The organism is Psychrobacillus sp. INOP01 (assembly GCF_018140925.1).
Lineage (GTDB): Bacteria > Bacillota > Bacilli > Bacillales_A > Planococcaceae > Psychrobacillus.
Window position 1 is genome coordinate 1,050,931 of the sequence record NZ_CP073315.1, and the last position, 22,979, is coordinate 1,073,909.

Sequence of the window (22,979 nt, forward strand, 5' to 3'; positions counted from 1 at the left end):
GCGATAACAAGATGGGATGTTCACCTACATTAACCAAAACTAATTCTGTCTTCTTAGCGATAGGATGTGCACCATCTTCTTGTGGAGTACTACTCATTTAGTTGATTGAAGTGTAATGTGGCGACTCCAGCGGGAACAGCACGAGCTGAAAGCCCCGCAGGAACGAGAGTGACGAGGAGATTGAAACCGCGCCCGCGGAAAGCGTCTGCATGGAACGGAAATCAGTGGTATTATTCATTCTTTAAAGTCCCGTGAATTCAGTGTTTACGGGACATTTTTATATACTTATTCTTTTAAAAAAGCACACCACTCATGTCAAAGTGGTGTGCTCCATTTAAAATTATGCTAGTGCTTGCGTTAAATCTTCTAATAAGTCTTCTACATCTTCAATTCCTACTGAAATTCGGACAAGTCCATCTGTTATGCCAAGCTCTGCACGACGCTCACTTGGGATAGATGCATGGGTCATTCGAGCAGGTACAGAGATTAAACTCTCCACTGCCCCTAGACTCTCAGCAAGAGTAAAGTAATGCAGCTTCGCTAAAAGTTCATCCGCTTTCTCAGCACTTCCAACATCGAAGGAAATCATCCCACCAAAGCCTGTTGACTGTTTTTTCATCAAATCATGTCCAGGATGAGTAGCTAATCCCGGATAAAAAACATTTGAAACAGCTTCATGGTTATTCAAAAACTCTGCAATTCGTTGTGCATTTATATTATGCTCTTCCATCCGAATACCAAGTGTTTTAATACCACGCATTAGTAGCCAAGAATCCTGTGGCCCAAGAACTGCTCCTACAGAGTTTTGTACAAAATGTAAGTCAGTTGCTAGCTGATCGGAGTTTACAACAACAAGACCCGCTACGACATCACTATGTCCACCCAAATATTTTGTCGCACTATGTACGACGATGTCAGCACCAAGTGAAATTGGTTGTTGGAAATATGGCGTCATGAACGTATTATCTACAATTGTTAATAATCCTTTTTCTTTCGCAAACTTCGCAATTTCCTCAATATCAGTAACTTTTAATAATGGATTAGTAGGTGTTTCCAAGAAAATCGCTTTTGTATTTTCTTTGATTGCCACTTCTACATTCGATATATCTCCAGTATCTACAAATGTAGCTTCAATTCCAAAGCGATTCAACACTTTAGAAATAACACGGAAAGTCCCTCCGTATACATCATCTGTTAAAATAACATGATCACCTTTGCCAAAAAGCATCATAACAGAGCTTGTCGCAGCCATTCCAGATGCGAAAGCAAACCCCGCAACTCCTCCTTCTAGCTCGCTGATTAATACTTCTAAAGCATGACGAGTAGGATTTCCAGTACGTGAATATTCATAGCCTTTGAATTTACCTACTGCCTCTTGTTTATACGTACTTACTTGATAAATCGGTGTCGATACTGCTCCAGTTGCCTCGTCTCCTACAATTCCTGCATGTATTAATTTCGTTTTAGCGCGCATTTTTATGCCTCCTTGAATAGTTCATAAACCTTCTGACTTAAATATCGTTCGCTCGAATCTGGAAAAATCGTCACGATATGACTTCCCTCTTTCGCTACCTCTGCTTCCTTCAATGCACCATGAAAAGCGGCTCCAGACGAGCTTCCGACTAGTAAACCTTCATTTTTTGATAGAGCTCTTAATTGTTTAAACGCATCCTCATCGCTTACGGTATGGATTGCATTAAAATAGGAAGTATCCATGAAGTCAGGTAGAAACTCCATACCGATTCCTTCAGTCACATGAGAGCCAGATTCTCCACCGTTCAATATGGATCCAACCGGCTCTACAATAACTGTTTTAATCGATTCTTTTTGCTCTTTTAAATATGTTGAAGTACCCATAAATGTTCCACCGGATCCAGCACCAGCTACAAAGATGTCAATTTCACCATCTAAATCTCGCCATAATTCAGGTCCTAATGTCTTCGTATACGTAGCTGGATTTGCAGTATTTGAAAATTGAGAAGGAGAGAAAGCATTCGGTGTTTCAACCACTAGGTCTGCTGCTTTATTAATTGCTCCCTGCATGCCTAATGCTGTATCTGTATTGACGATCTCAGCTCCTAATGCACGCATCAATGTTTGCTTTTCCACACTAAATTTCTGTGGAACAACAAAAATAACTTTATAACCTTTTCCAATAGCAGCCAAAGCAATACCAATTCCTGTATTACCTGCTGTTGGTTCTATAATGGTCCCACCTGGTATGAGTTTCCCTGACTTTTCTGCATCCTCAATTAAAGACAAGCCCAGTCGATCCTTCACACTGCCCCCTGGGTTGAGATATTCAAGCTTGGCGAATATACGACAATTATTTGGAATTGGGATATGCTTAATCTCAACTACAGGTGTATTGCCTATTAAATCTTGTACACTACTAAATATGTTCATCATGCTTCCTCGATATATATTTGACGCCATTCATCTTTTTTAGCTAGCATTTCAGAAGCGATTTCTTTTGCACCTTCTAAGCTGTGGCTTGCAGCCCAACCACATTGAACTTCATTGCAAGCTGGAACCTCAGTTGCATTTAGAACATCCTGTAATGTTTTTTCAAGAATTTCAAGAATTTCATCAAAGTTATCATGATTGATGACAGATAAATAAAACCCAGTTTGGCAACCCATTGGACTAATATCCACTACCTGATCTGTATGATTACGAATATTTTCTGCCATTAGATGCTCTAAAGAGTGTAGGCCGGGCATTTCCATATGTTCTTTATTCGGTTGTTTAAAACGGATATCGTATTTTAATATTTCATCGCCATTGTTTCCTACTTTCGTTCCTGCAAGGCGTACAAATGGTGCCGCTACTTTTGTGTGATCTAAGTTAAAGCTTTCTACATTCATTTTTTTCATGAGTATCGCTCCTTATTTTTTCGTTGCTTCTATTAACCAAACATAGTCATTCATTTTCACGAAGCTTACTTGAAACCCTGCTTCAGTGAATAATTCTTCTAATATAGGGATAGTCGTATAGTATTCTCTTTCTAGGTCTTCTACTACATTAAAAAAGCCACGGTTTCTTTCCTTAGAAATCTGTGCTTGTTTTGCTTCTTCTGTAAGAAAAACAGTATCTGCAAAAACGACCTTTCCATTTTTCGAAAGTAGAGTCGCATATTTTTTTAATGCTAAACCTTTTTCTTTATCTGTTAAATGATGAAATACATAAGTGCTTACAATTGCATCTATATGTTCATTTTCTTCATTAAATTCAAGTAAATCCCCATCAATTACTTGAATAGCGGGGAAACGTTCTGCTGTTACTTCACGCATCTTAGTATTAGGTTCTATACCGATAACCGGATTACCTGCTTCTAATAGCTTTGCAGTTAGATTTCCAGTGCCTGTTCCAAATTCAATAATAGTACCAGAAACACGTTTAGCTACCTCATTTAATATAGTTTCATAACCTTCAAATACATCTCTATACTCTGGATCTTTTCCAGAAACGGAGGCATCGTAAGAGTCTGCCCAACCATCAAAAATATTGACAAATTCTCTACCCATTTTAAAACCCCTTTTTGAATCATATTATTCCTACCTGCATACTTTGTTTTAGGCTTAATATTAATAGTTATATCATATTCCAACAAAATGTCAATTAAAAAAGAGCCTCTCTTATAAAGAGAAGCTCTTTTTGCATTACAATGGGAAAAAGATAGGAATTGCAATTAATACACTCTAACAAATTCGAAGCTTTTAAAATGACCCTGAAACAATATTCCCATTGAAAAGCACAACTCGTTTTTTCGACCTTCTTGCGACAGCTTCTGCTGAACAGCTGGCATCAACAAATACGACGCTTGCCTTATCGCCGACTTGTGGCCAAACTTGATTTCCTTCCTTGTCTAAAGGAGTTATACCTCCCGTGATATAGCCTAACGATTGAGATAGAGATAATTCGTCCAAATGGTGGTAAAGTTCGGCCAACCGTCCAGCCTTCTCTAAATTGTCACCATTACCAAATGGCGACCAGTGATCTGTAAGGCTATCAGTTCCTAGTTCAACTTTCACACATTTTTCTCGAAGCATTGGAATTGGCATAATAAGATTACCTATAGGTACTGTTGAGGTAATTGATATACCTAGCTTAGCAAAGCGTTCAGCAAGTTCGGAGGAATCAACACTCGATTCTCCAGCAAATCCAAAGGCATGACTTACTGTTACTTTCCCATGCCATTTCGCCTCTTCTGTGAGATCTGCAAGTCGGTTCATTGCTAACATTCCTAACGTGTCCTTGTCATGGATGTGGATATCTATACCTGCATTTGCTTCTACTGCAATATCCATAATTGTTTGTAATGATTTTTCGATATTATCATCAACACTCCCTGGATCAACACCACCAACTACTGTCGCTCCTTGCTTTAAGGCTTGTCTAACTAGTGCAACAGAATTTGACCGTAGAAGTCCATGTTGGGGAAAAGCAACAATTTCATGGGAGAGCTTTCCTGAAAAATTCTCTAGTGCTTGCATTGTTGCTTCTAGATTTGATAAACCAATAACCGGGTCTATGTTACAGTGAGTACGTACATGTGTCGAACCGAAACTAAGTAAAGTCTCCAATATTTTTTCTGCTCTGTACCGGGCAGTTGGTAAAAGTTTTGGAAGGAGTTCTTTTTCTTCATCGAATTTATCAAAAATACTTGTTGCTGGTTGTATTGCCTTCCATGGACCACCGTAATAAGTTTTATCAATATGTATGTGCATTTCCTTAAAAGTTGGTAACATTAGCATTTGGTTCGAATCATATTTTATTAGATCGTCATTTATATCCGTATCGAAAGGAACAATATTCGTAATTTTACCATCTTCAATTCGAATATGACAGATCTCCGTTAAAGTACTTGAAATTACACCATTTTCATATTTATATCCTTTTTCTAGTAAAACGTTTTTTATCCAATAGTTTTCCATATTCTTCTCCTATCTATTAAGCATTAATAGTCAAGGAACCTGAAACAAGCATTCCATTAAAGAAAACTGCTTTTTGTTTCGCTCTTCTTGCAACACAGCAGAACAGCTTGCTTCTAAAAATACCATGTTTGCAGGAGTTCCTATCGCGGGCCAACTACGTTGCCCCTGCTACATTGTGCAAGTTGTACAATTGATTGTGTTCAAATTATATCTGAGGAGTGAGGAAGGATTGTTAACAGTTAAAGACCTATTTAATAAAATAGCTATCGAAACTCCATCACTCCGCTCCAGCACGAAGAAGTATTTCTTCGATTTCTTCAAAACCTCTATCTTTAGCATGTTGAAGTGGAGTGACTCCTTTTGAGTCATATATGTTCACATCTGCTCCATATTCAATTAATATTTTTATTGTTTCCTGGTGTATTTTTCCCCCTTCGCTTAGAACAATCGCTTCCATCACGGCAGTCCAACCTAAATTGTTAACAAGATTCACATCGATATTGGTGTTCTCTAGAAGTTCCTTTACTACTTCAAAATAACCATGTTCTGAAGCTGGAATAAGTGCCGTGCCACCGTATCTATTTAAAAGGTTTGGATTAGCACCTGCGTCAATTGTCATCTTTAAAATTTCTAAAAAGCCCTCTGCTCCTGCATATAAAAAAGGATTGTTTTTCATATCATCTTGAATGTCTAAATTGGCACCATTATCGATTAAGACCTTTACTGTTTCTGGATAGTTGGCATAAGTAGCAATCATGACTGCAGTTCTGCCATTATTGTCTATAATATTTATATCTATCCCTGACTCCAATAGACTCTTAAGCTTAGATATATTTCCATGTTCTGCTGCTTGAAAAAATTGTTCATTCATTTTGTCCCCATTTACCTCTGGAGTATTGGCAAATTCATTCCATTCTTTAGTGTTTTGACACCCTATTAAAAACAATGGAATTATGAATAGAAATAATACTTTCTTTAAAATCACCTTTTTCTCCTCTTCCTACAAGGTATTTTTCATATTTATATAGAAAATCGATAACCTGCACCCCATACAGTTTCAATAAATTGAGGATTTGCAGGGTCAATTTCTATTTTTCCTCGTATTTTTCGGATATGGACAGTTACAGTCGTAGTATCTCCCGTTAATTCAAGTCCCCATATTAACTCAAAAAGTTCTTCCTTACTAAAAACACGATTTGGGCGCTTCGCAAGAAATGCTAGTAGATCAAATTCTTTGCCAGTTAAATTGACTTCACTATTATTTACATAAACTCTACGTGATGTCTCATCAATTCTTAATCCTCTTATACATATTTCTTTTTTATCTTGTTGCTTATTACCACTCAAACGATCATAGCGTGCCAAATGCGCTTTGACTCTAGCAACAAGCTCACTTGGACTAAACGGTTTAATCACATAATCATCTGCCCCAAGACCTAGACCTCTAATTTTATCGATATCCTCTTTTTTAGCAGAAACGATTAAAATCGGTATATCCTTTACTTCCCGTACTTGTCTACAAATTTCAAAACCATCTACATGGGGTAACATAAGATCAATAATTATCAAATCATATTCAACCGTAAGTGCTTGTTCGAGACCCACCTTTCCAGAGTCAACTAGATTAACCTCATAATCATTAATGACAAGATAATCCCTTTGTAATTCTCCAATGCTAGGGTCATCCTCAATTATTAATATTTTTTTCAATCCGTTCACCTCTTTTTTTGGCATATTTAAGTGTAAAGTAAATGTCCGTTCCTTTTCCTAATTCACTCGTTGCCCAAATTTCTCCACCGTGCTCACAAATAATTTGTTTAGCAATGGCTAAACCAAGACCACTTCCACCTGTTGTAACATTTCGCGCACTATCCTCGCGATAAAATCGATCAAATATATACTGAAGAGCTGTAGGTTCAATCCCATTACCGTTGTCACTAATTTTAATCTCAATATTTTCACCTATTTGGGTTACAGAAATTCGTAGAATTCTTTCTTCATTTTTCATATGTTTTATGGAATTTTGAATGATATTGGCTAATACACGCCTTAATTTTTCCCTATCAGCTATCACCAATTCTTGAAAATTATACAAATGAACATTAAATTGTACTTGGATACCTTGTTCTTCAAGATCCCAGCTAAGTTCTTCAATAAAGTACTTGATATATCGAACAATGTCTATTTCTTCAAAGTTGAACTGGATCTTTCTTAGATCTAGCTTTGAAAAAAGAAATAAATCATCAATTAGAGAATCCATATCAGACGCTCTTCTATAAATCGTTGAAAGATATTTGTCCATTTTTTGGGGAGTATCAGCAACCCCATCTTTAATTCCCTCTACATATCCTTTTATCGCCGTAATTGGAGTTCTCAAATCATGAGAAATATTTGAAATAAGTTCCTTTCGGTTTTCTTCGTATTTTAACTGCAAGTCTACTGATTCTTTTAATTTTTGACGCATTTCTTCAAAAGCCATACTTAGCTGTCCTATTTCATCCTTTGTAATTGCAGTCATTTGAAAATTTAAATTTCCTTCACTTATTTCTTCTGTCGCAAATTTCAATGTATCTAAAGGTTTTACGATACTTCTAGTAACCAAGTAATTAAGTATTCCATTAGTTACAATTAATAAAAGGAGTAAAACACCAGCTAATATAGGAAACAGATTTTTTGATAACGCTGCATATGGGCTAACTTTCTTTATGACAAATATGCTACCTTCTTCTTTATCCTGATAATAAAAGTCAAATTTAACATAAGAAAAATAATACTTTCCAAAACTGATCGTATCTCTAACATTTATATTGGAAGGCTCAAAGGAAGGGAGGTCATCTGCACTTTTTATCGAGATTAGCATATCTGTCTTATATGTGATTTCATCACCTTTACGGATAATAAGACCAGCTGGTACATCTTTTAACATCTCATCATATAACTTCAAAGAACCTTTATTTAATAATTGATTTGGTTGGTTTTTCGCTAGATATTTCAAGTCCAAGAACACATTTTCTTCTTGTGCTGTTATCGGCTTATGCGTGTAATGATTTGCAAATAAATGTTTTACACTACTTATATCCCCTGTAATCGCTAAAATCATCAACAATCCACTAATTATAAAAAGCCCCATGGTTACAACTAACATGGCTGTATAGGATAATAACATTCTCATACGGATTGACACGCAATCCCTCCTAAAGGGTAAAAATATTCGTATAATAGAAAAAAAGTTATCCGAGTTTTGCGACAACTAACAGTGCCAAACTAAAAAGGGAACGGAAATCACCGTTCCACTTTAACTACATAGTAAAATTTGGATTAAGATCACCTTTATAAGGTTCATGTTCAACGAATACAGTTATGTCTTTGCCATCTTTGTCTTTACCCATTCTTTTATACGTAAATTTATTATTATTAAGTTCTGTAAGTTCAAGAGCTGCACCATACTTATTCTCTCCAAGTGAGACATGGGCTCTTATTTTATTTTCATGTACAATATCGAAGTAGCCATAATCACCACGGCTTTCACCTGTTTCAGTATTGAAAAATTCATATTTATTAGTATTGTCATCAAATTTTGCCACACTTATAAACATCAAATTATACTCTGTTACATCACTACCGTATTCATCTAATACCTTTGTTCCGTTCCAAAGGGTACTACCTAAAATTTTATCTCCATCAACGACTTTAACAATATCTCCTGTAATAGCGTTCAACTGCTTGTCCGGATCAGTAAAAGCAAGCTCTTTTTCTTTATATGGAACATGTTCAACGAATACCTCTACGTCGTTGCCATTAGCATCTTTTCCCATTCTTTTATAAGTAAAAACATCTTCATTTAACTCTGTCATATCAACAACAGCTTAATATTCTCTTCTCCCCATCATTTGTGATAAAGAAAGTTCCTTTATCGCCACGACTTTCACCTGTTTGAGCATCAAAAAATTCATATCTTCCTGTTTTTACATCATATTTCGCAAGACCAATGAAGTTTGCATTCTCTTTTGTTAAGTCATTATTATTTTTATCATAAACCCTTGTTCCTTGCCAATTTGTGTCACTAAGAATACTAGCCATTTCTTGCCCATTTGTCACCTTATTTTCAGACTTCTTCTCCTTTTCAGCAGTTTTAATATCGTTACTTTGTGTTTCTTCCCCATTTACAACATTCTCATTTTCGTTTGGTTTTGATTGACAGGCTCCAAGTAGACCTATACTTGCAATAAGTAATATTAAAAGCTTTTTCATATTAATTCCTCCAAATTTTCATAGCATTTCTACTGTTATCAATTTACATTGATTATTATTATTATCGTCGACGTAATTACATTGTATCCTTTAATACTTAACTCCCTGAAAACAAAGTCTTAAAAAAGTATTAAATGTTAATTAAGAAAGTATATGATTTCCAGGATGTGTTCTTTTTTAGGATAAAAAAGGAATTGCCGCATCAACTCCTTACATTATTTGAATACATTAAAAGCAATTAACTAACAAAGAGAGGTGTATGATGGACTACACCTCTCTTAAAAAAAATCATTTTCTATTTATTTAGTTCTTTAATATGCTACTCCTTATCTCGAATAACAATCTGTCAGCGTGTATGGCCAGTTTGAAGACTTTCATGTGCCTGGCGGAAACCTTACTAAATAAAATTCACCCTTTTCTTGATAGCTGAAGTAAGTACTTTAATTTCTTACCGCTAAAAGGTATTGTGAGTTCCTCGTAATTCCTCAGTATTCTACCCAATGGGATGTTTTTATTGACTATAAAGTTAAAACGCCATTTACAAGAACAATTGAACCGGTCATATAACTTGCTTTATCTGATGCTAAGAAAGCTACCATTTCAGCGAGTTCATTCGGCTCAGCATATCGCCCGATTCTCATAGTTGATATTTCTTAAAGAATGTAACCACCCTCTGCAAACTGATCAGCAACACCTTCGTTTGTTGTGAATTTTTTTGCTTTTGGTGAATCCGCATACTTTATTAATCTTAGTCAGTATCATATTCTAAAAAATGTCAATTTAAAAAAGAGCCTCTCTTATAAAGAGAAGCTCTTTTTGCATTACAATGGGAAAAAGATAGGAATTGCAATCATCATAATGATGAACATAATTACTTGCAAGGGAATCCCTGCTTTTACAAAATCAAAGAATTTATATCCTCCAGCTGTCATTACTAACGCATTCGTGGGAGAAGCTACAGGAGTTGCAAAAGCCATACTCGACGAAACCGCAATGGCGATTAAAAAAGTATAAGGATTTGCATCTAAACTAATTGCTGCGGTCATTGCTATTGGTGCAAATAAAACAGCTGTCGCCGTATTACTAATAAATTGTCCAAAAACCATCGTAATAAAGTAAATACCAGCCAAAACACCCATTGCTCCGAACCGGCCAAGAAGATTAACAATCCCCTCGGATAAGATGACCATACCGCCAGTTTTTTCAAGGGCAGTAGCCATAGGAAGCATCGCAGCAATTAAAATAATACTCTCCCAGTTCATTTTGCCATAGGCATCATCCATATTACGGAGACAACCTGTCATAACCATTAAGGTAGCTGCCAAAAGAACAGAAATCACCGCCGGGAATACTTCGAGAATCATTAAACCAATCATTAGTAGCATTATTGCACCTGCAATTGGTGCTTTTCCACTTGCAGCCGCCATACTTGCATGCTCTTTTGGCTGACCGATAATCACAACATCTTTTACAGCCCTGGAAAGAAGCTCAATCTCCTCCCATGCGCCTTGGACCAACAGTGCATCACCAAATCGCAAACGTACATTAGCCATTTCAGTTAATACGTAATCCCCTTTGCGATTGATGCCGAGTATATTTAAATTATACTTTTCTCGGAAACCGATACTACCAACCGTTTCATTTATCAAATTGGAATGAGGTGTTAATAGTACCTCTGCTATGCCTAATTGTTTAGAAACTAGCTCCTCTGCATTCGATTCTTCATCTTCTAGCTCTAACCGAAAATCTTTTACAAACTGCAACACATTCTCAAGTGGACCTTGAACGTACAAAATATCCTTCGCTTCAAACACACTCGTCGGACCAGCCATTTCCTGATAACGGATAGGTAGAATATTCATCCCTTCCGTTGATTTACGATCGATTTTTAGAATTGCTAAATGATATTTTGCGGGAAGCTTTATTTCAGAAAGTTTTTTTCCAATAATCGGAGAATCTTCTACCACACGAACACGGTGTAAATTACCACCTAATTCATAGTCAGCTGCCAATTGTTTTGGGGATAGCTTATGCCCTTCTCCCGCATTGTTTTTTCTTTTATCATTAGGCAACACATATTTTCTAGCAAATAGAAAATATAAAATACCTGTAGTTATTCCAATGATTCCAAGGGGAGTAATTTCAAAAAAACTAAGCTTTTCAAACCCATTATCCACAAGCACCTGACTAACTATCAGATTAGCAGGTGTGGCAATTAGCGTCATTAGACCAGATAAACTACTAATATAAGATAGGGGTATCAAATACTTAGAAGGACTACTATTAATACTGATGGCAATGCTAATCACAATCGGTAGCATTAACGCGACTACTCCAGTGTTACTCATAAACGAACCAACACTGCCTGTAATAATGAGTAATAAAACAAATAATTTTTTCTCACTTTTCCCAGACCATTTTAACAATAAATTCCCGGCAGACTGCGCAAGACCTGTCCGAACAATACCTGCACCCACAACAAATAGTCCGGCAATCATAATGACTACTGAATTAGAAAAGCCAGCAAGTGCTTCTGTTGGCTCTAACACACCTGAAATAACAAAAGCTAAAAGTGCAAGAAGTGCAACAAGGTCCGCACGCACTCGGTTACTTACAAATAAAATGATACTTATCGCCAAAACGACAAATGTTATAGTTAATTGCATAATAGAATGAATCCTTTCTCACATAATTCTACCCTCATTATATAAGAAGTGTGTGGAAAGTTCCTAACCGAAGGCACAGCTGAAAAAAATCAACATGAAGATATAACAGAGCCATTAATAAAAAGAAAGAAGGTAATCATTAGTTAGTAAGCTCTAATATTTTATCGTAAGCACTTATAAACAAATTTGGGTCTGGATCTACTCCTAACTTTTTAGGAACATTAAAGTCAGATAGTAAAAAATGATGGTTTGTTTGAACATTATGTCTGGCAAGAGAATGCTTGCAACAGGCTAGTGGACAGCCATCTATAGCAATAATTTCTCTTCCTGATTTTGCAGTCCGAACAAGCGGTTTAACATCTCCACCAACACCAGCAATACAAGACATTTATGCAATATTCTCGCGATCCATCTTTAGAGCAATTAAGTTAGCCGTCTGTGCTGCCGAGGAACATCCAGAACAGGAATAAACAATAGGTAAATCCGATTTTTTCATCTGCACAATTCTCCTCACTTAGTCGAGAAACGTCCAGTCTTACTCGACTAACTTTTATACTATTTAGTTTAATACAAGTATTTTTTATCAGCAGTGACGAGCATCACTTTATTGTTTCATTAAGATTTATCGATAGAAATGATTTAACCTATGCTTATTCTTGGTAATCTGGGTGGTTATGTCGCTTGCATCCAAACAGATAACAAGCCCCAGTAATTGCAGGCTCAAATTCCATTAAGGGGATATGTCCTGATGAAATTCGGTCAACCATATACTCATATTCGTTCTTTTCTTCGAGTAATTGTTTAATATGTGTTTCTTTATCGCCTTCTGTCCAATTTTCATCACATTCTTCTTCATGAGCAGATTTGATCTCTTCATCTTTTTGTAGAATAGATTCTTCAATAACTTCATTGATGCGGGTAATATTTTTTGTTTTAAATAGAGCGTAGACAAATCTGCTAATCCAATTAGGGGTTTTCCAGTATTCTTTCCATCCTTTTTCAAACCATTGAATCGCTTCGTTAAAACAACCTAATTCAACATACAAATCAGCAACTTCAACTTCTCCTATGAAGTCATCTGCATCTTCATTAAAAGCATCTAGTTTTTCTTTTGCTTCCGATTTCTTTTCAAGCTCAATTAAACATTTAACATGATAGAACATAACAACATCCGAATTTCCTGCAGCACGCAAGAAATTATCAGATGCCACCTCTAATTCTTCTAAATAATATTTTGCAACTGCTAAATTTTGATAAGCTTCCATGGATGGTTGAATTGAAATAGACTTTGAAAGTGCATCCGATGCAAGTTTCCACTTTTTTTGCCTGAGGTTAATTTCACCTAATAAGTTATACGGAAAATAAGAGGAGGGCTTCATATGTATTACTTCTTTAATTAGTACAAGGGCTTGGTTATCATCTTCTTCCTCGTAACTGTACATCCAAGCTAGATTATTTAATGATTGTATATTTCTTGATTCCTTTACTGCTTGTTGAAAAAGCTCTAATGCATTTTCATATTCATTTTGTTCAAATAGTTCAAGAGCCTTTTGGTTAGTATTCAATTATTTCCCTCCATCCTGCAAAGCTACTCCAGCTATCAGAAACGTTATACGGTGTAATAAAAACGAAGTAACATATAATAATGCCCATAATATTATTATAGATAAATATAGAATTGCCTTTAGTATTAGCTTTCATTTTCCATTTTCTTTATAAGACATTTCCTGAAATTTTTTCAACTTTTATCATCTCCATTTAATCTTCTGACCTCTTTCTCTAAATAATCAAGACGTTTATGAATTCGATAAACAATTGGCAGATATGCAACTATGACAATAATTAGCCATCCCACTATTAAATTCCCCTCCAATCACAATGGATTATTTTTCATTAATTGTAACATTTCATCCAATCTTGTACTTCATTTCTTTTGGGTGTTAGATATAATTTTTTAGTAAGATCTCTAGTACCTGCTGTAAAATTACGCATCGAAGCGCTGAAATGCAAACCCAACCTTATATTATTTGAATTTACAGATATAATAAAGAAATAGGAGAGATATTTAGTGCAATATTTTGTTTATATAACTATAGCCACAATTATCATAGTTACTATTTCAACATCTATTCTTCGAAAAAAGAATTACACCAAGTATTGGATACCCAGTGTTCTATTAGGAATATCATTTTTAATCGCTGTCGTAAGCTTTTTCACATTGGACGGTTGGGCATCAATGAGTTTTTTCTTTATGTTTATTTGCATTATAATAGGTTCGCTTATTGGCACAGCTATTGCTATGCTTGCAAAATTCAAGACGATCTAACGTCAAAAAGCAAAACGAAAAATCGTTTTGCTTTTTTTAATACCCTTACTATTCCTGCTCATGGAAGTATGTTCTAGAGCACATTATTCAGTTCATACAATAAGGCATAATCAAATAGCGTGTATTTAATGGAAAATTTCCAGAACCTTTGTCCTCAAGATGCTCCGATTGCAAATAGCAAACCTACGGACTGACTTGGACAGAAGTTTTATTTAATTATTCAACATCGTCGTATAGTTACGTGCGTAGCCAGATACCAGTTAAATCCCCATTGACTTCTGCCCCAAAATTTGCAGAAGCACTCAGAGTATTAAAGCACTAAAAAATTATAACAGGATAATAAATCTTCTAGGGTATTTAAATTATATCGGTAAATTTTTTTATATTGGAGGCAATTTTAATGACGAACATTGAAAACAATGATCAAAAAGATCAAGATTCCAATGGAATAAGTTCGCTAGAGCTTGCTGTATGGGGTGCATTATTAGCTACGCTGGGAGATGCAATATCTACTATCGCAGCAGTTCAAGCTTTGAAAGAAGAACAGCAAGAACAAGTTAGCAATAATAATATGCAAAAACAGATTGATTATTTAACCAATGAAGTGAAACAACTAAAAAAACAAATAAATAATAAGACATCTTGGCATCTTTAGTGTTCTATATTAGAAGGAGGACAAGGTTAAAAACATACTAGCTTCCAAGTCCTGTCCTCTTACGACCCTTAAAAGTTGCGAAACAAATGCTCAATTAGATCTCCAATCTTTCAATTGTAAATCCTTCGTAAATAGTTTTTTATAACAAAGTACACTTAACATCATACTCGTAATAGCAGAGGAACTAGTAAATACAAAAATGATTAATATTTGATATCGAACCGCTTCGACCGGATCTGCACCAGCAATAATCATTCCTGTCATCATACCAGGTAGTTGGACAAGTCCTACTGTTTTCATCGCATCAATTGTCGGAATCATACTGAATTTGACGGAGCGTTTTAACACATCTTGCACAGCCTGGCGACTCGTTGCACCGAGTGAAAGTAAGGTTTCAATTTCGCCTTTAGAGCTTTCTGTTTCTCGCTTTAATTGTGTTAAGAATAATCCACATGCAACCATTGCGTTACCGATTGTCATTCCACTTAGCGGGATGATGTACTGTGGCGTTGCTTCGATGATTTGCAAGCTTAGTAATAGTCCCATCATGAGGATTTCCATCGTAGCAATGGAGAGAATAATTCTCCATACGACTCCTGCCATGCCTTTTGCCCGTTTTGCTGCATTAAATGCTGCAACAACAATCATGACGCAAACAATTAGGATAATAAATAGAACATTTTCGGACTGAAATACAAATTGTAATACATATCCGACAGCAAGCAGCTGAATCGCTGCTCTAACCGTACCAATTGCAATATCCTTCTCTAAGTCAAGCTTTTGCCAAACTGATACAAGCATCGTAATAATGACAAATAGTAGGGTGAAACTTAACGCTATCAAACTCATAGTATCACCTGTGTAGGGAAGCTCGCCTGGTCGCCAAAAAACTCAGAAGTCTTTAAATCACTAGCAAGTTTCCCATCTTCCATATACCAAATACGCTCACTAATATTATTTGCCTGCTCGGTGTCATGCGTTACCCATATAAAAGCGATTTCCTCTTTTTGGTGCAGTTTGATTAATAGCTGTTCTACTAACTCCTTGCTCTGTTGGTCAAGAGAAGCTGTAATCTCGTCTAGAAGTAATATTTTCGGTCGTAACAACAACGACCGAACTAAAGCGATGCGCTGTTTTTCCCCACCAGATAGATCCCCTGCTTGTTTCTCCCAGTCTAAATCATCTAATCCTACTTCTTTTATCAACTGTCTTGCGAAGTCTTCCTCAAAAGGTCGATTATGTATTTTGCTGCTAATAATTAAATTATCTTTTATAGTTCCTGGCAACATTGTTGCTTGCTGTGCTACATAACATATATTCATACGCCACGTTCTACTATCTACCTCATTCATCAATTGACCGTTAAAGCATACCTCTCCACTATCAACAGAATCTAATTTAGCTAGAATGCGTAAAAGCGTACTTTTGCCTTGACCAGATTTACCGAGTAAAGCAATACGCACTGGTCGCTCGATACACGTAGTTATGTCAGAAAATAATTCTCTTTTTACCTGTGCATCCCAATGCTTTTTCGTCAGCTGCTTTACTTCAAATAATGGAATCATACACGTTCTTCCCATTCTTCTCTTAATATACCCATTCGGATAGAGTCATAATAAACTCCATTATAAAATCGACATTTGCGTAGCCTAGCTTCCATTGTCATGCCTAATTTTTCACCGACTTTAATCATGCGTTCATTGCCAGACCAGGTTGTATAGCCAACGCGAACAAGTGGTAATTCTTTAAATAAATGATTAATCCACATTCGAAGGGCCTCTGTACCTAGTCCACCACTCCAGAAACGAGGTTCATAAATGACAATCCCCATTTCTAACCAGAGGGATTCCTCGTGCTCCCAGTAGTAACAGAGTGAACCAACTAATTCTCCATCTACATAAATTCCCCACATATCTTCTTGATGGACCAATTGATCTTTCTTTTCTAAAAATTGTTCTAAAGTTTTAGGTATATGGGGATAATAGGGTGCGTCCCATTTTTTCCATTCAGGTGCCTCTTGCTTTGCACTTAATTCCCAAAGTTGAACAAGCTCTTCTTCGACAATAGGACGAATTGATATATCTTTCATCATTTAACTCCAATCTTTCATGAATTGTATTCATAATTTTACCACAATATCAGTATGATAGACTGTTCCCAATATGCACACTATTGTGATAGAGTTTTATCTTATACAGTATTAAATTTTGAAGGAGTGACATAACTTGGGTGGAAATCAACTACAGCGAGGTTTAGAACAGCGACATATCACCTTGATGTCATTAGGAGCGGCAATCGGGGTTGGACTATTTTTAGGTTCAGCAACAGCAATACAGCTTGCAGGACCAGCAATTCTGATTTCTTATATTGTCGGAGGAATGGCCATTTTTATCATCATGCGAGCACTTGGTGAAATGGCGGTACATAATCCAGTTTCGGGTTCATTTAGTCGATATGCAAAGGATTATCTAGGTCCTCTTGCGGGATACATAACAGGGTGGAATTATTGGTTTTTATGGGTAGTTACCTGTATGGCAGAGATTACTGCTGTGGGAGTATACATGAAATTGTGGTATCCAGACACTGCGCCTTGGATATGGGCATTAGCGGCATTAGTTATTATGACACTTGTTAACTTAATAGCAGTTAAAGCTTATGGAGAGTTTGAGTTTTGGTTTGCACTTATTAAAATTATTGCCATCTTAGCTATGATTTTTGTTGGACTAGGTGTTATTCTTTTCGGTCTTGGTAATGATGGAATTGCAGTCGGGATAAGTAATTTGTGGTCGAACGGCGGGTTTGCACCAAATGGAGTTACTGGTGTATTTATGTCCTTACAGATGGTCATGTTTGCCTATTTGGGTGTGGAAATGATTGGTGTAACTGCAGGAGAAGCGAAAAATCCTAAAACGGTAATTCCACGAGCGATCAATACGGTATTTTGGCGTATTTTACTGTTCTATGTTGGAGCACTATTCGTAATAATGTCCATTTATCCATGGAACGAGATAGGAGCCAACGGAAGTCCTTTCGTTTTAATGTTTGAGAAAATTGGTATTGGACCAGCAGCAGGTATTATTAACTTTGTAGTGCTTACAGCTGCTTTGTCTAGTTGTAATAGCGGTATTTTTAGTACAGGACGTATGTTGTTTAATCTAGCTCAGCAGAAACAGGCTCCTAATTCGTTCTCTAAAATTAGCAAAACAGGAGTACCTTCAAAAGCAATTATCTTTTCTGCCTTTTTACTATTAGTTGGTGTTATATTAAATTACCTAGTTCCAGAAAAAGTATTTATCTGGGTAACGAGTATTTCAACATTCGGTGCCGTTTGGACATGGGGAATTATATTATTATCTCAATTAAAATTCCGTAAAACGCTAACAAAAGGAGAAGTTTCACGGCTTTCCTATAAGGCGTTATTTTATCCAGTAGGGTCCTATTTAGCACTAGCCTTTTTAGTATTGGTACTTGGTCTAATGGCTTATTTCCCTGATACTCGTATAGCGCTAATAGTTGGACCTATATGGATAATCGGATTAGTGTTCGTATATTATAAAAAAGGATTTCATAAAAGAAACTGAGTGTTCGATTCGACCGATTATTCGTCAGATTCAACCGATTTTCTCAACTTTACGACCGATTGTTAGGCGGAATCAACCGATTATTCCCGTTTTTCAGCCGATCATCACGCTCTATCGATCGATTTAACAAACCCCCTTCGAAGTGAAGGGGGTTTGTCTGTTCTTATAGATACCTTTCAAACCAACTAGTAATTTGTTCTAATCGTGTTTGTCTTAAATTCGGCAATCCAACTCGAGATAAATTGTGATCTGATTGTGGAAAGCGGACGAAGCTTGTCTCTTTCCCCATAGCTTTTAAAGTTATATACAGCTGTTGCCCTTGTTCGATTGGACAGCGATAGTCATTTTCACTATGCAATATCAATAAAGGTGTCTCTACATTAGCTGCATATTTGAGCGGAGACGCATCCCATAGTTTATCAATATCCGTCATATCGGTACCAATTTGCCATGGCGTGAAGTAGTATCCAATATCTGAAACTCCATAAAAGCTAATCCAATTGGAAATTGAACGTTGTGTAACCGCTGCTTTAAAGCGATTCGTATGACCGACAATCCAGTTAGTCATAAACCCACCGTAACTCCCACCAGTAACCCCTAAACGATTCTCATCAATCCAATCATTTTCCTTCAATACATAATCTACTCCAGCCATGATATCTTCATAGTCGCCACCACCGTAGTCTCCACGAACAGCGTCCACAAATTGTTGGCTATATGAATGACTTCCACGTGGATTTACATACAATACTCCATAACCTTGTGCAGCTAATAGTTGGAGCTCATGGAAAAATGTATTTGCATACATCGTATGTGGTCCACCATGAATCTCTACAATAAGTGGGTATTTTTCTCCATCCTGATAACCTGCTGGTTTCATTAACCAACCATGTACATCCCAATCATTAAGACCTTTATACACAATGGCTTCTGGTTCGACAAGCTCTACTTCATTTAACAACTCTTCGTTAAATTTAGTGAGGGCGATTCTTTCACCAGTCGCCAAAATTAGTTTAAATAATTCCCCGGGAAATATTGCATTACTTATTGTCGCAAGAGCATAGGTTCCGTTGCTAGCAATATCGTATCCATATACATGCTCGTTTTCTTGAGTTGCTGGGTAAATTTCCCCTTCAAGAGATGCAAAATACAAACGAACGTCACCCATTGTAGACAGTTGGAAATACAAGTGATTCTGGTTTGTCCAAACAACATCAGGTGCGTTTGCTCCTTGTTGGATATCTGCTCCTGCATAATCGCCTACTGGAGCATCAATTCCTTCAGTAAGTATTTGAAGTTTTCCAGTACTCACTTCATATACATACACTTCTTCGTGCGTTGCATTTTTAAATGTGTGGAGCATCCCACCAAAAGCGATATATTGATCATCCGCAGAGAATGTTGCCCCTCCAAAGTATCCGTTTTCTTCAATAATTACCGATTCTTTTTTCGTTTCTACATCGATTAATAACATAGGTTCACGGAATGAAAAATCTTGATTTTCATCTCTATTCACACCAATTACTAGTTGTTTCCCATCATGAGAAATTGCTTGAAGGCTATGATTAAATGCACCTTCTGTAAAGGCTGTAATTTCTCCAGACGCTATAATGATAGATCCAATTTGTCGGTATGTATCTTTTGGTAATAACCCAACACCATCTCCGTGGTACTTCATTTTTTCTACAATATAGGCTTCAGGTAATTTCTTATCTTCTTTTTCAGCCTTGTCAGACCACCCTTTCCCTTCCTTTAAAGAAGCCGAGAACCAAATCTTTTTACTACAAGGTGACCAGATAAAGCTAGAAACACCTTTTTCTAATTTTGTCACTTGTTTTGCTTCTCCACCATTAGCGGACATTACATAAATTTGGTTTTTGTCGTCACGATTCGACAAAAATGCTAGTTGTTTCCCATCCGCCGACCATTTTGGAGAGGACACTCTTTCTTTCGAGTGGGTCCATTGTGTTATTTCATTAGTTTCGATATCTACATGATATAAGTAAGCATAATATTTGTTATCCTCTTTGTGCATCTCCGTACGGATGAAAACTGCCTCATTCCCGTTTGGTGAAATCACAGGATTTGTTATCGATTGTATTGCAAATAAATCAGTTGCTTCTAGTTTTCTTTTAGTCATTTAAAAGTCCCCTTCTGTTTAAAACTTCTCTCCCTATTTATTTCGACATCCGAAATCCTTTTCCTCCTATTTTCTAAAAAAAGCCTATAAGAAAGATGCTCCTCAAGTAAAGTGACAATAAGGTTGATTTGGAGTGTATTATTAATAGCAAGTGTCCCTTGTGTGCTTGTTTTTTGAAAACTATTTTCATTTGATAATCGTCTAATCATTGTAAAGGAGGGAAATGTGTGAATGATGTATCAGTACCTATAGAATCTATACATATCCCAATTGATGACATGATGCTTTATGGTCAAGACTTATTGCAGCTTGTGTATACCTACGTAAAGGACAAGGCAATCGCACAGGATTTAACACAGGAGATCTTTGTTAAATGTTACGAGGCATATCCAACATTTAAAGGGAAATCCACATTGAAAACATGGATGTGGCGAATTGCTATTAATCACTGTAAAGATTACTTAAAGAGCTGGTATAACCAGAATATTCAAGTGGCTGTGGATGCCGGAGTCAACGTGCAGGCAAGCAGTAATGTGGAACAACAGGTCATTCAGCAAGACGAGCAGGAAAGGCTTGCAAAAACGGTGATGCAACTACCCATCGTGTACCGGGAAGTAATTTATTTATTTTACTTTGAAGACTATACGAGTAAGGAAATAGCGGGCGTGTTATCGATAAATGAGAATACGGTTAAAACAAGACTCCGTAAAGCGAAGCAATTCTTAAAAGAGCAGTTGGAGGTGAGCGAGTGGATTTAAAGAATATAAAACAGGCGATGCATAAGCATACATTCCAAGATGTTCAATTTGATGAAAAGGAACAGCAAGCTGTGCATACAAAAATTCAACAACTCGTTTCTGTTGAGAACCTAAAATATGCATTACTTGGACTTACGCAAACCGAAAAGTCCGGATTCGAGCTAACAGAATTAATGCATATGCGTGGAGAGCAAGCCATTTATCAAAATGAAGGGTTGCTATACCAATGCTTACATGAATTAGAAGTGGCAGAGCTCATTACTGGCTTATGGAAGAATGGCGAGAAGGTATATTTCCTTTCGAAAAAGGGACAAAAGCAACTCGCATTGACGCAAAGACCAATCGGAGGTGTTAAATGGAAAGCTTTATACAGCAAGTAACAAAGCTTATTCGATCCAAAGAAGCAAAAGCCACTGTAGCAGAAGAGTTAAAGCAACATTTAACACTAGCGCAAACAAAATATATGGAGCATGGGCTACCTGAAGAAGGAGCGATGAAAAAAGCAATTCAGGACATGGGAAGTCCTGTCGCTCTTGGAAGATCAATGAATAAAATCCATAAGCCTAAAATCGATTGGCTGCTCATTGCTGCATTTAGTGCATTATTATTATGTGGATTCTTACCACTCGAAGCACCCGCGTATTCAAAAAAGATAATTACCATTCTCCTTGGTGTAGGATTAGTCATTGTTCTTTACCGATATGACTACCGAAAACTCATAAAGCATGCGAAGTGGATTTTTGTGGCGACTATCGTGGTTTTGCTTTTACTTGCGTATTTCCCAACAAATCACATAAACGGCAAGCCAGAGCTGAAATTAGGTGCTTTCCGTATAGATAGTTTATGGACGTTACCGCTGCTTGTCATTGGCTGGGCTAGCTACTTTACGAAAAAACGTCCATTATTGGGTGGGTTTGCGTTATTTGCCTTTATTTCTATGTTATTTATGTTGCAACCACATTTAATCGCATTTATATTACATACCATGATGTTCATGGTAATCTTCCTATGTAGTAAGCACACAATCAAAACAAAAGTGATCACAATAGTGACAAGTGCTATAGCTGGTACTACGTTTATTGTATTTTTGTTAGCGAATGCTATGCCTTATCAAGTTGCGAGGATTTTTGCGTTTGTCAATCCGGACAAAGATCCAGAGGGTTTTGGCTATCTCTATATACGTCTGCAGCAATTAATCAGTGAAGCGAGATGGTTTGGTGCTATTCCATTTGAAGGGATACCAGAATTGCACACAGATTTTGTTTTTGCTGGGATTATTCGTTCCTACGGGTTAGGGCCTGCTTTATTCATCGCTGTTTTATTGTTTATCTGTATCATTCGTTTACTCGTGATAATTCAAAAGGTTCGTGATCCATTTGGTCGCTATTTACTCACTGGTAGTTTGACTCTATTTGCCACACAAGTTGTCGTGAATATTGGTATGATTTTCGGTTTTTTACCGATTATGGCGATGTCATTACCTTTTATTAGTTATGGCTTAATGCCAACGATTATTGCAGCAGTGATGATTGGTTTCGGACTAAGTGTGTGGCGTCTTAAATCATATGTGATATAAAACATTTCTGTGGTTGAGTAGTATGAAAGCTATTTTAGAATTTTAAACAACTTTAATAACCTCCTACTAATTGATTTGGTAGGAGGTTA

Annotated in this window: 19 protein-coding genes and 3 pseudogenes; 5 read left to right on the plus strand and 17 right to left on the minus strand. The window is 36.6% G+C overall.

Features of this window, described 5'->3' with window-relative positions:
- Window positions 1–340 precede the first annotated feature (340 nt).
- The 13 genes and pseudogenes from KD050_RS05310 to KD050_RS05370 form a co-directional block, all read right to left on the minus strand.
- Window positions 341–1,474, minus strand: a complete 1,134-nt coding sequence (locus KD050_RS05310; RefSeq protein ID WP_211895190.1) for a bifunctional cystathionine gamma-lyase/homocysteine desulfhydrase — start codon at window positions 1,472–1,474, stop codon at window positions 341–343.
- A gap of 2 nt (window positions 1,475–1,476) precedes the next feature.
- Window positions 1,477–2,406: a PLP-dependent cysteine synthase family protein gene (locus KD050_RS05315; protein WP_211895191.1), complete on the minus strand. Its 930-nt coding sequence runs from the start codon at window positions 2,404–2,406 to the stop codon at window positions 1,477–1,479.
- The gene (locus KD050_RS05320) at window positions 2,406–2,876 is read right to left on the minus strand and encodes an S-ribosylhomocysteine lyase (protein WP_211895192.1); all 471 of its coding nucleotides are present in this window, start codon (window positions 2,874–2,876) and stop codon (window positions 2,406–2,408) included. The genes KD050_RS05315 and KD050_RS05320 overlap by 1 nt, the downstream gene beginning before the upstream one ends.
- Window positions 2,877–2,888: 12 nt before the next feature.
- Window positions 2,889–3,527: a class I SAM-dependent DNA methyltransferase gene (locus KD050_RS05325; protein WP_211895193.1), complete on the minus strand. Its 639-nt coding sequence runs from the start codon at window positions 3,525–3,527 to the stop codon at window positions 2,889–2,891.
- A gap of 192 nt (window positions 3,528–3,719) precedes the next feature.
- Complete coding sequence (locus KD050_RS05330) at window positions 3,720–4,937, minus strand: amidohydrolase family protein (protein WP_211895194.1); 1,218 nt, start codon at window positions 4,935–4,937, stop codon at window positions 3,720–3,722.
- A gap of 277 nt (window positions 4,938–5,214) precedes the next feature.
- A complete protein-coding gene (locus tag KD050_RS05335; protein ID WP_370627220.1) occupies window positions 5,215–5,919 on the minus strand; it encodes an ankyrin repeat domain-containing protein in 705 nt (234 codons plus the stop codon).
- Between the two features lie 38 nt (window positions 5,920–5,957).
- Entirely contained in the window at window positions 5,958–6,647 is a 690-nt protein-coding gene (locus KD050_RS05340; RefSeq protein ID WP_211895195.1) for a response regulator transcription factor, read from the minus strand.
- Window positions 6,625–8,121, minus strand: a complete 1,497-nt coding sequence (locus KD050_RS05345; RefSeq protein ID WP_211895196.1) for a sensor histidine kinase — start codon at window positions 8,119–8,121, stop codon at window positions 6,625–6,627. Before KD050_RS05345 ends, KD050_RS05340 begins: the two co-directional genes overlap by 23 nt.
- Before the next feature lie 115 nt (window positions 8,122–8,236).
- Window positions 8,237–9,188 (minus strand): annotated as a pseudogene (locus KD050_RS05350) (DUF4822 domain-containing protein).
- A gap of 518 nt (window positions 9,189–9,706) precedes the next feature.
- Window positions 9,707–9,880 (minus strand): annotated as a pseudogene (locus KD050_RS05355) (SDR family oxidoreductase); the annotation flags it as partial.
- Between the two features lie 129 nt (window positions 9,881–10,009).
- Window positions 10,010–11,854, minus strand: coding sequence for an SLC13 family permease (locus KD050_RS05360; RefSeq protein WP_211895198.1), 1,845 nt, complete (start codon window positions 11,852–11,854; stop codon window positions 10,010–10,012).
- 139 nt (window positions 11,855–11,993) lie between these two features.
- Window positions 11,994–12,350 (minus strand): annotated as a pseudogene (locus KD050_RS05365) (putative zinc-binding protein).
- Between the two features lie 154 nt (window positions 12,351–12,504).
- On the minus strand, window positions 12,505–13,419 hold the full coding sequence (locus KD050_RS05370; RefSeq protein ID WP_211895199.1) for a tetratricopeptide repeat protein: 915 nt from the start codon (window positions 13,417–13,419) through the stop codon (window positions 12,505–12,507).
- 1,161 nt (window positions 13,420–14,580) lie between these two features.
- Between KD050_RS05370 and KD050_RS05375 the strand changes: the two genes are divergently transcribed.
- Window positions 14,581–14,835 carry a DUF6774 domain-containing protein gene (locus KD050_RS05375; protein ID WP_211895200.1) on the plus strand — a complete coding sequence of 85 codons (255 nt, stop codon included), beginning with the start codon at window positions 14,581–14,583 and terminating at the stop codon, window positions 14,833–14,835.
- Window positions 14,836–14,925: 90 nt separating this feature from the next.
- Here the strand turns inward: KD050_RS05375 and fetB are convergent, their stop codons facing one another.
- Genes fetB through KD050_RS05390 form a run of 3 tightly spaced genes read right to left on the minus strand, consistent with a single transcriptional unit; the run spans window position 14,926 to window position 16,924 of the window.
- On the minus strand, window positions 14,926–15,684 hold the full coding sequence (fetB, locus tag KD050_RS05380) for an ABC transporter permease (protein WP_211895201.1): 759 nt from the start codon (window positions 15,682–15,684) through the stop codon (window positions 14,926–14,928).
- The gene (locus KD050_RS05385; protein WP_211895202.1) at window positions 15,681–16,400 is read right to left on the minus strand and encodes an ABC transporter ATP-binding protein; all 720 of its coding nucleotides are present in this window, start codon (window positions 16,398–16,400) and stop codon (window positions 15,681–15,683) included. Before KD050_RS05385 ends, fetB begins: the two co-directional genes overlap by 4 nt.
- Window positions 16,397–16,924, minus strand: a complete 528-nt coding sequence (locus KD050_RS05390; protein ID WP_370627183.1) for a GNAT family N-acetyltransferase — start codon at window positions 16,922–16,924, stop codon at window positions 16,397–16,399. The genes KD050_RS05385 and KD050_RS05390 overlap by 4 nt, the downstream gene beginning before the upstream one ends.
- 136 nt (window positions 16,925–17,060) lie before the next feature.
- Between KD050_RS05390 and KD050_RS05395 the strand changes: the two genes are divergently transcribed.
- A complete protein-coding gene (locus KD050_RS05395; protein WP_370627184.1) occupies window positions 17,061–18,416 on the plus strand; it encodes an amino acid permease in 1,356 nt (451 codons plus the stop codon).
- Between the two features lie 163 nt (window positions 18,417–18,579).
- Here KD050_RS05395 and KD050_RS05400 read toward each other — a convergent pair whose 3' ends face one another.
- Complete coding sequence (locus KD050_RS05400; RefSeq protein ID WP_211895204.1) at window positions 18,580–20,556, minus strand: S9 family peptidase; 1,977 nt, start codon at window positions 20,554–20,556, stop codon at window positions 18,580–18,582.
- 278 nt (window positions 20,557–20,834) lie between these two features.
- Here KD050_RS05400 and KD050_RS05405 point away from each other — a divergent pair, with 278 nt between their 5' ends.
- Genes KD050_RS05405 through KD050_RS05415 form a run of 3 tightly spaced genes read left to right on the plus strand, consistent with a single transcriptional unit; the run spans window position 20,835 to window position 22,890 of the window.
- Entirely contained in the window at window positions 20,835–21,314 is a 480-nt protein-coding gene (locus KD050_RS05405; RefSeq protein ID WP_211896209.1) for a sigma-70 family RNA polymerase sigma factor, read from the plus strand.
- A complete protein-coding gene (locus KD050_RS05410) occupies window positions 21,305–21,694 on the plus strand; it encodes a helix-turn-helix transcriptional regulator (protein ID WP_211895205.1) in 390 nt (129 codons plus the stop codon). Before KD050_RS05405 ends, KD050_RS05410 begins: the two co-directional genes overlap by 10 nt.
- Complete coding sequence (locus KD050_RS05415) at window positions 21,670–22,890, plus strand: FtsW/RodA/SpoVE family cell cycle protein (RefSeq protein ID WP_211895206.1); 1,221 nt, start codon at window positions 21,670–21,672, stop codon at window positions 22,888–22,890. The genes KD050_RS05410 and KD050_RS05415 overlap by 25 nt, the downstream gene beginning before the upstream one ends.
- Window positions 22,891–22,979: the final 89 nt, after the last annotated feature.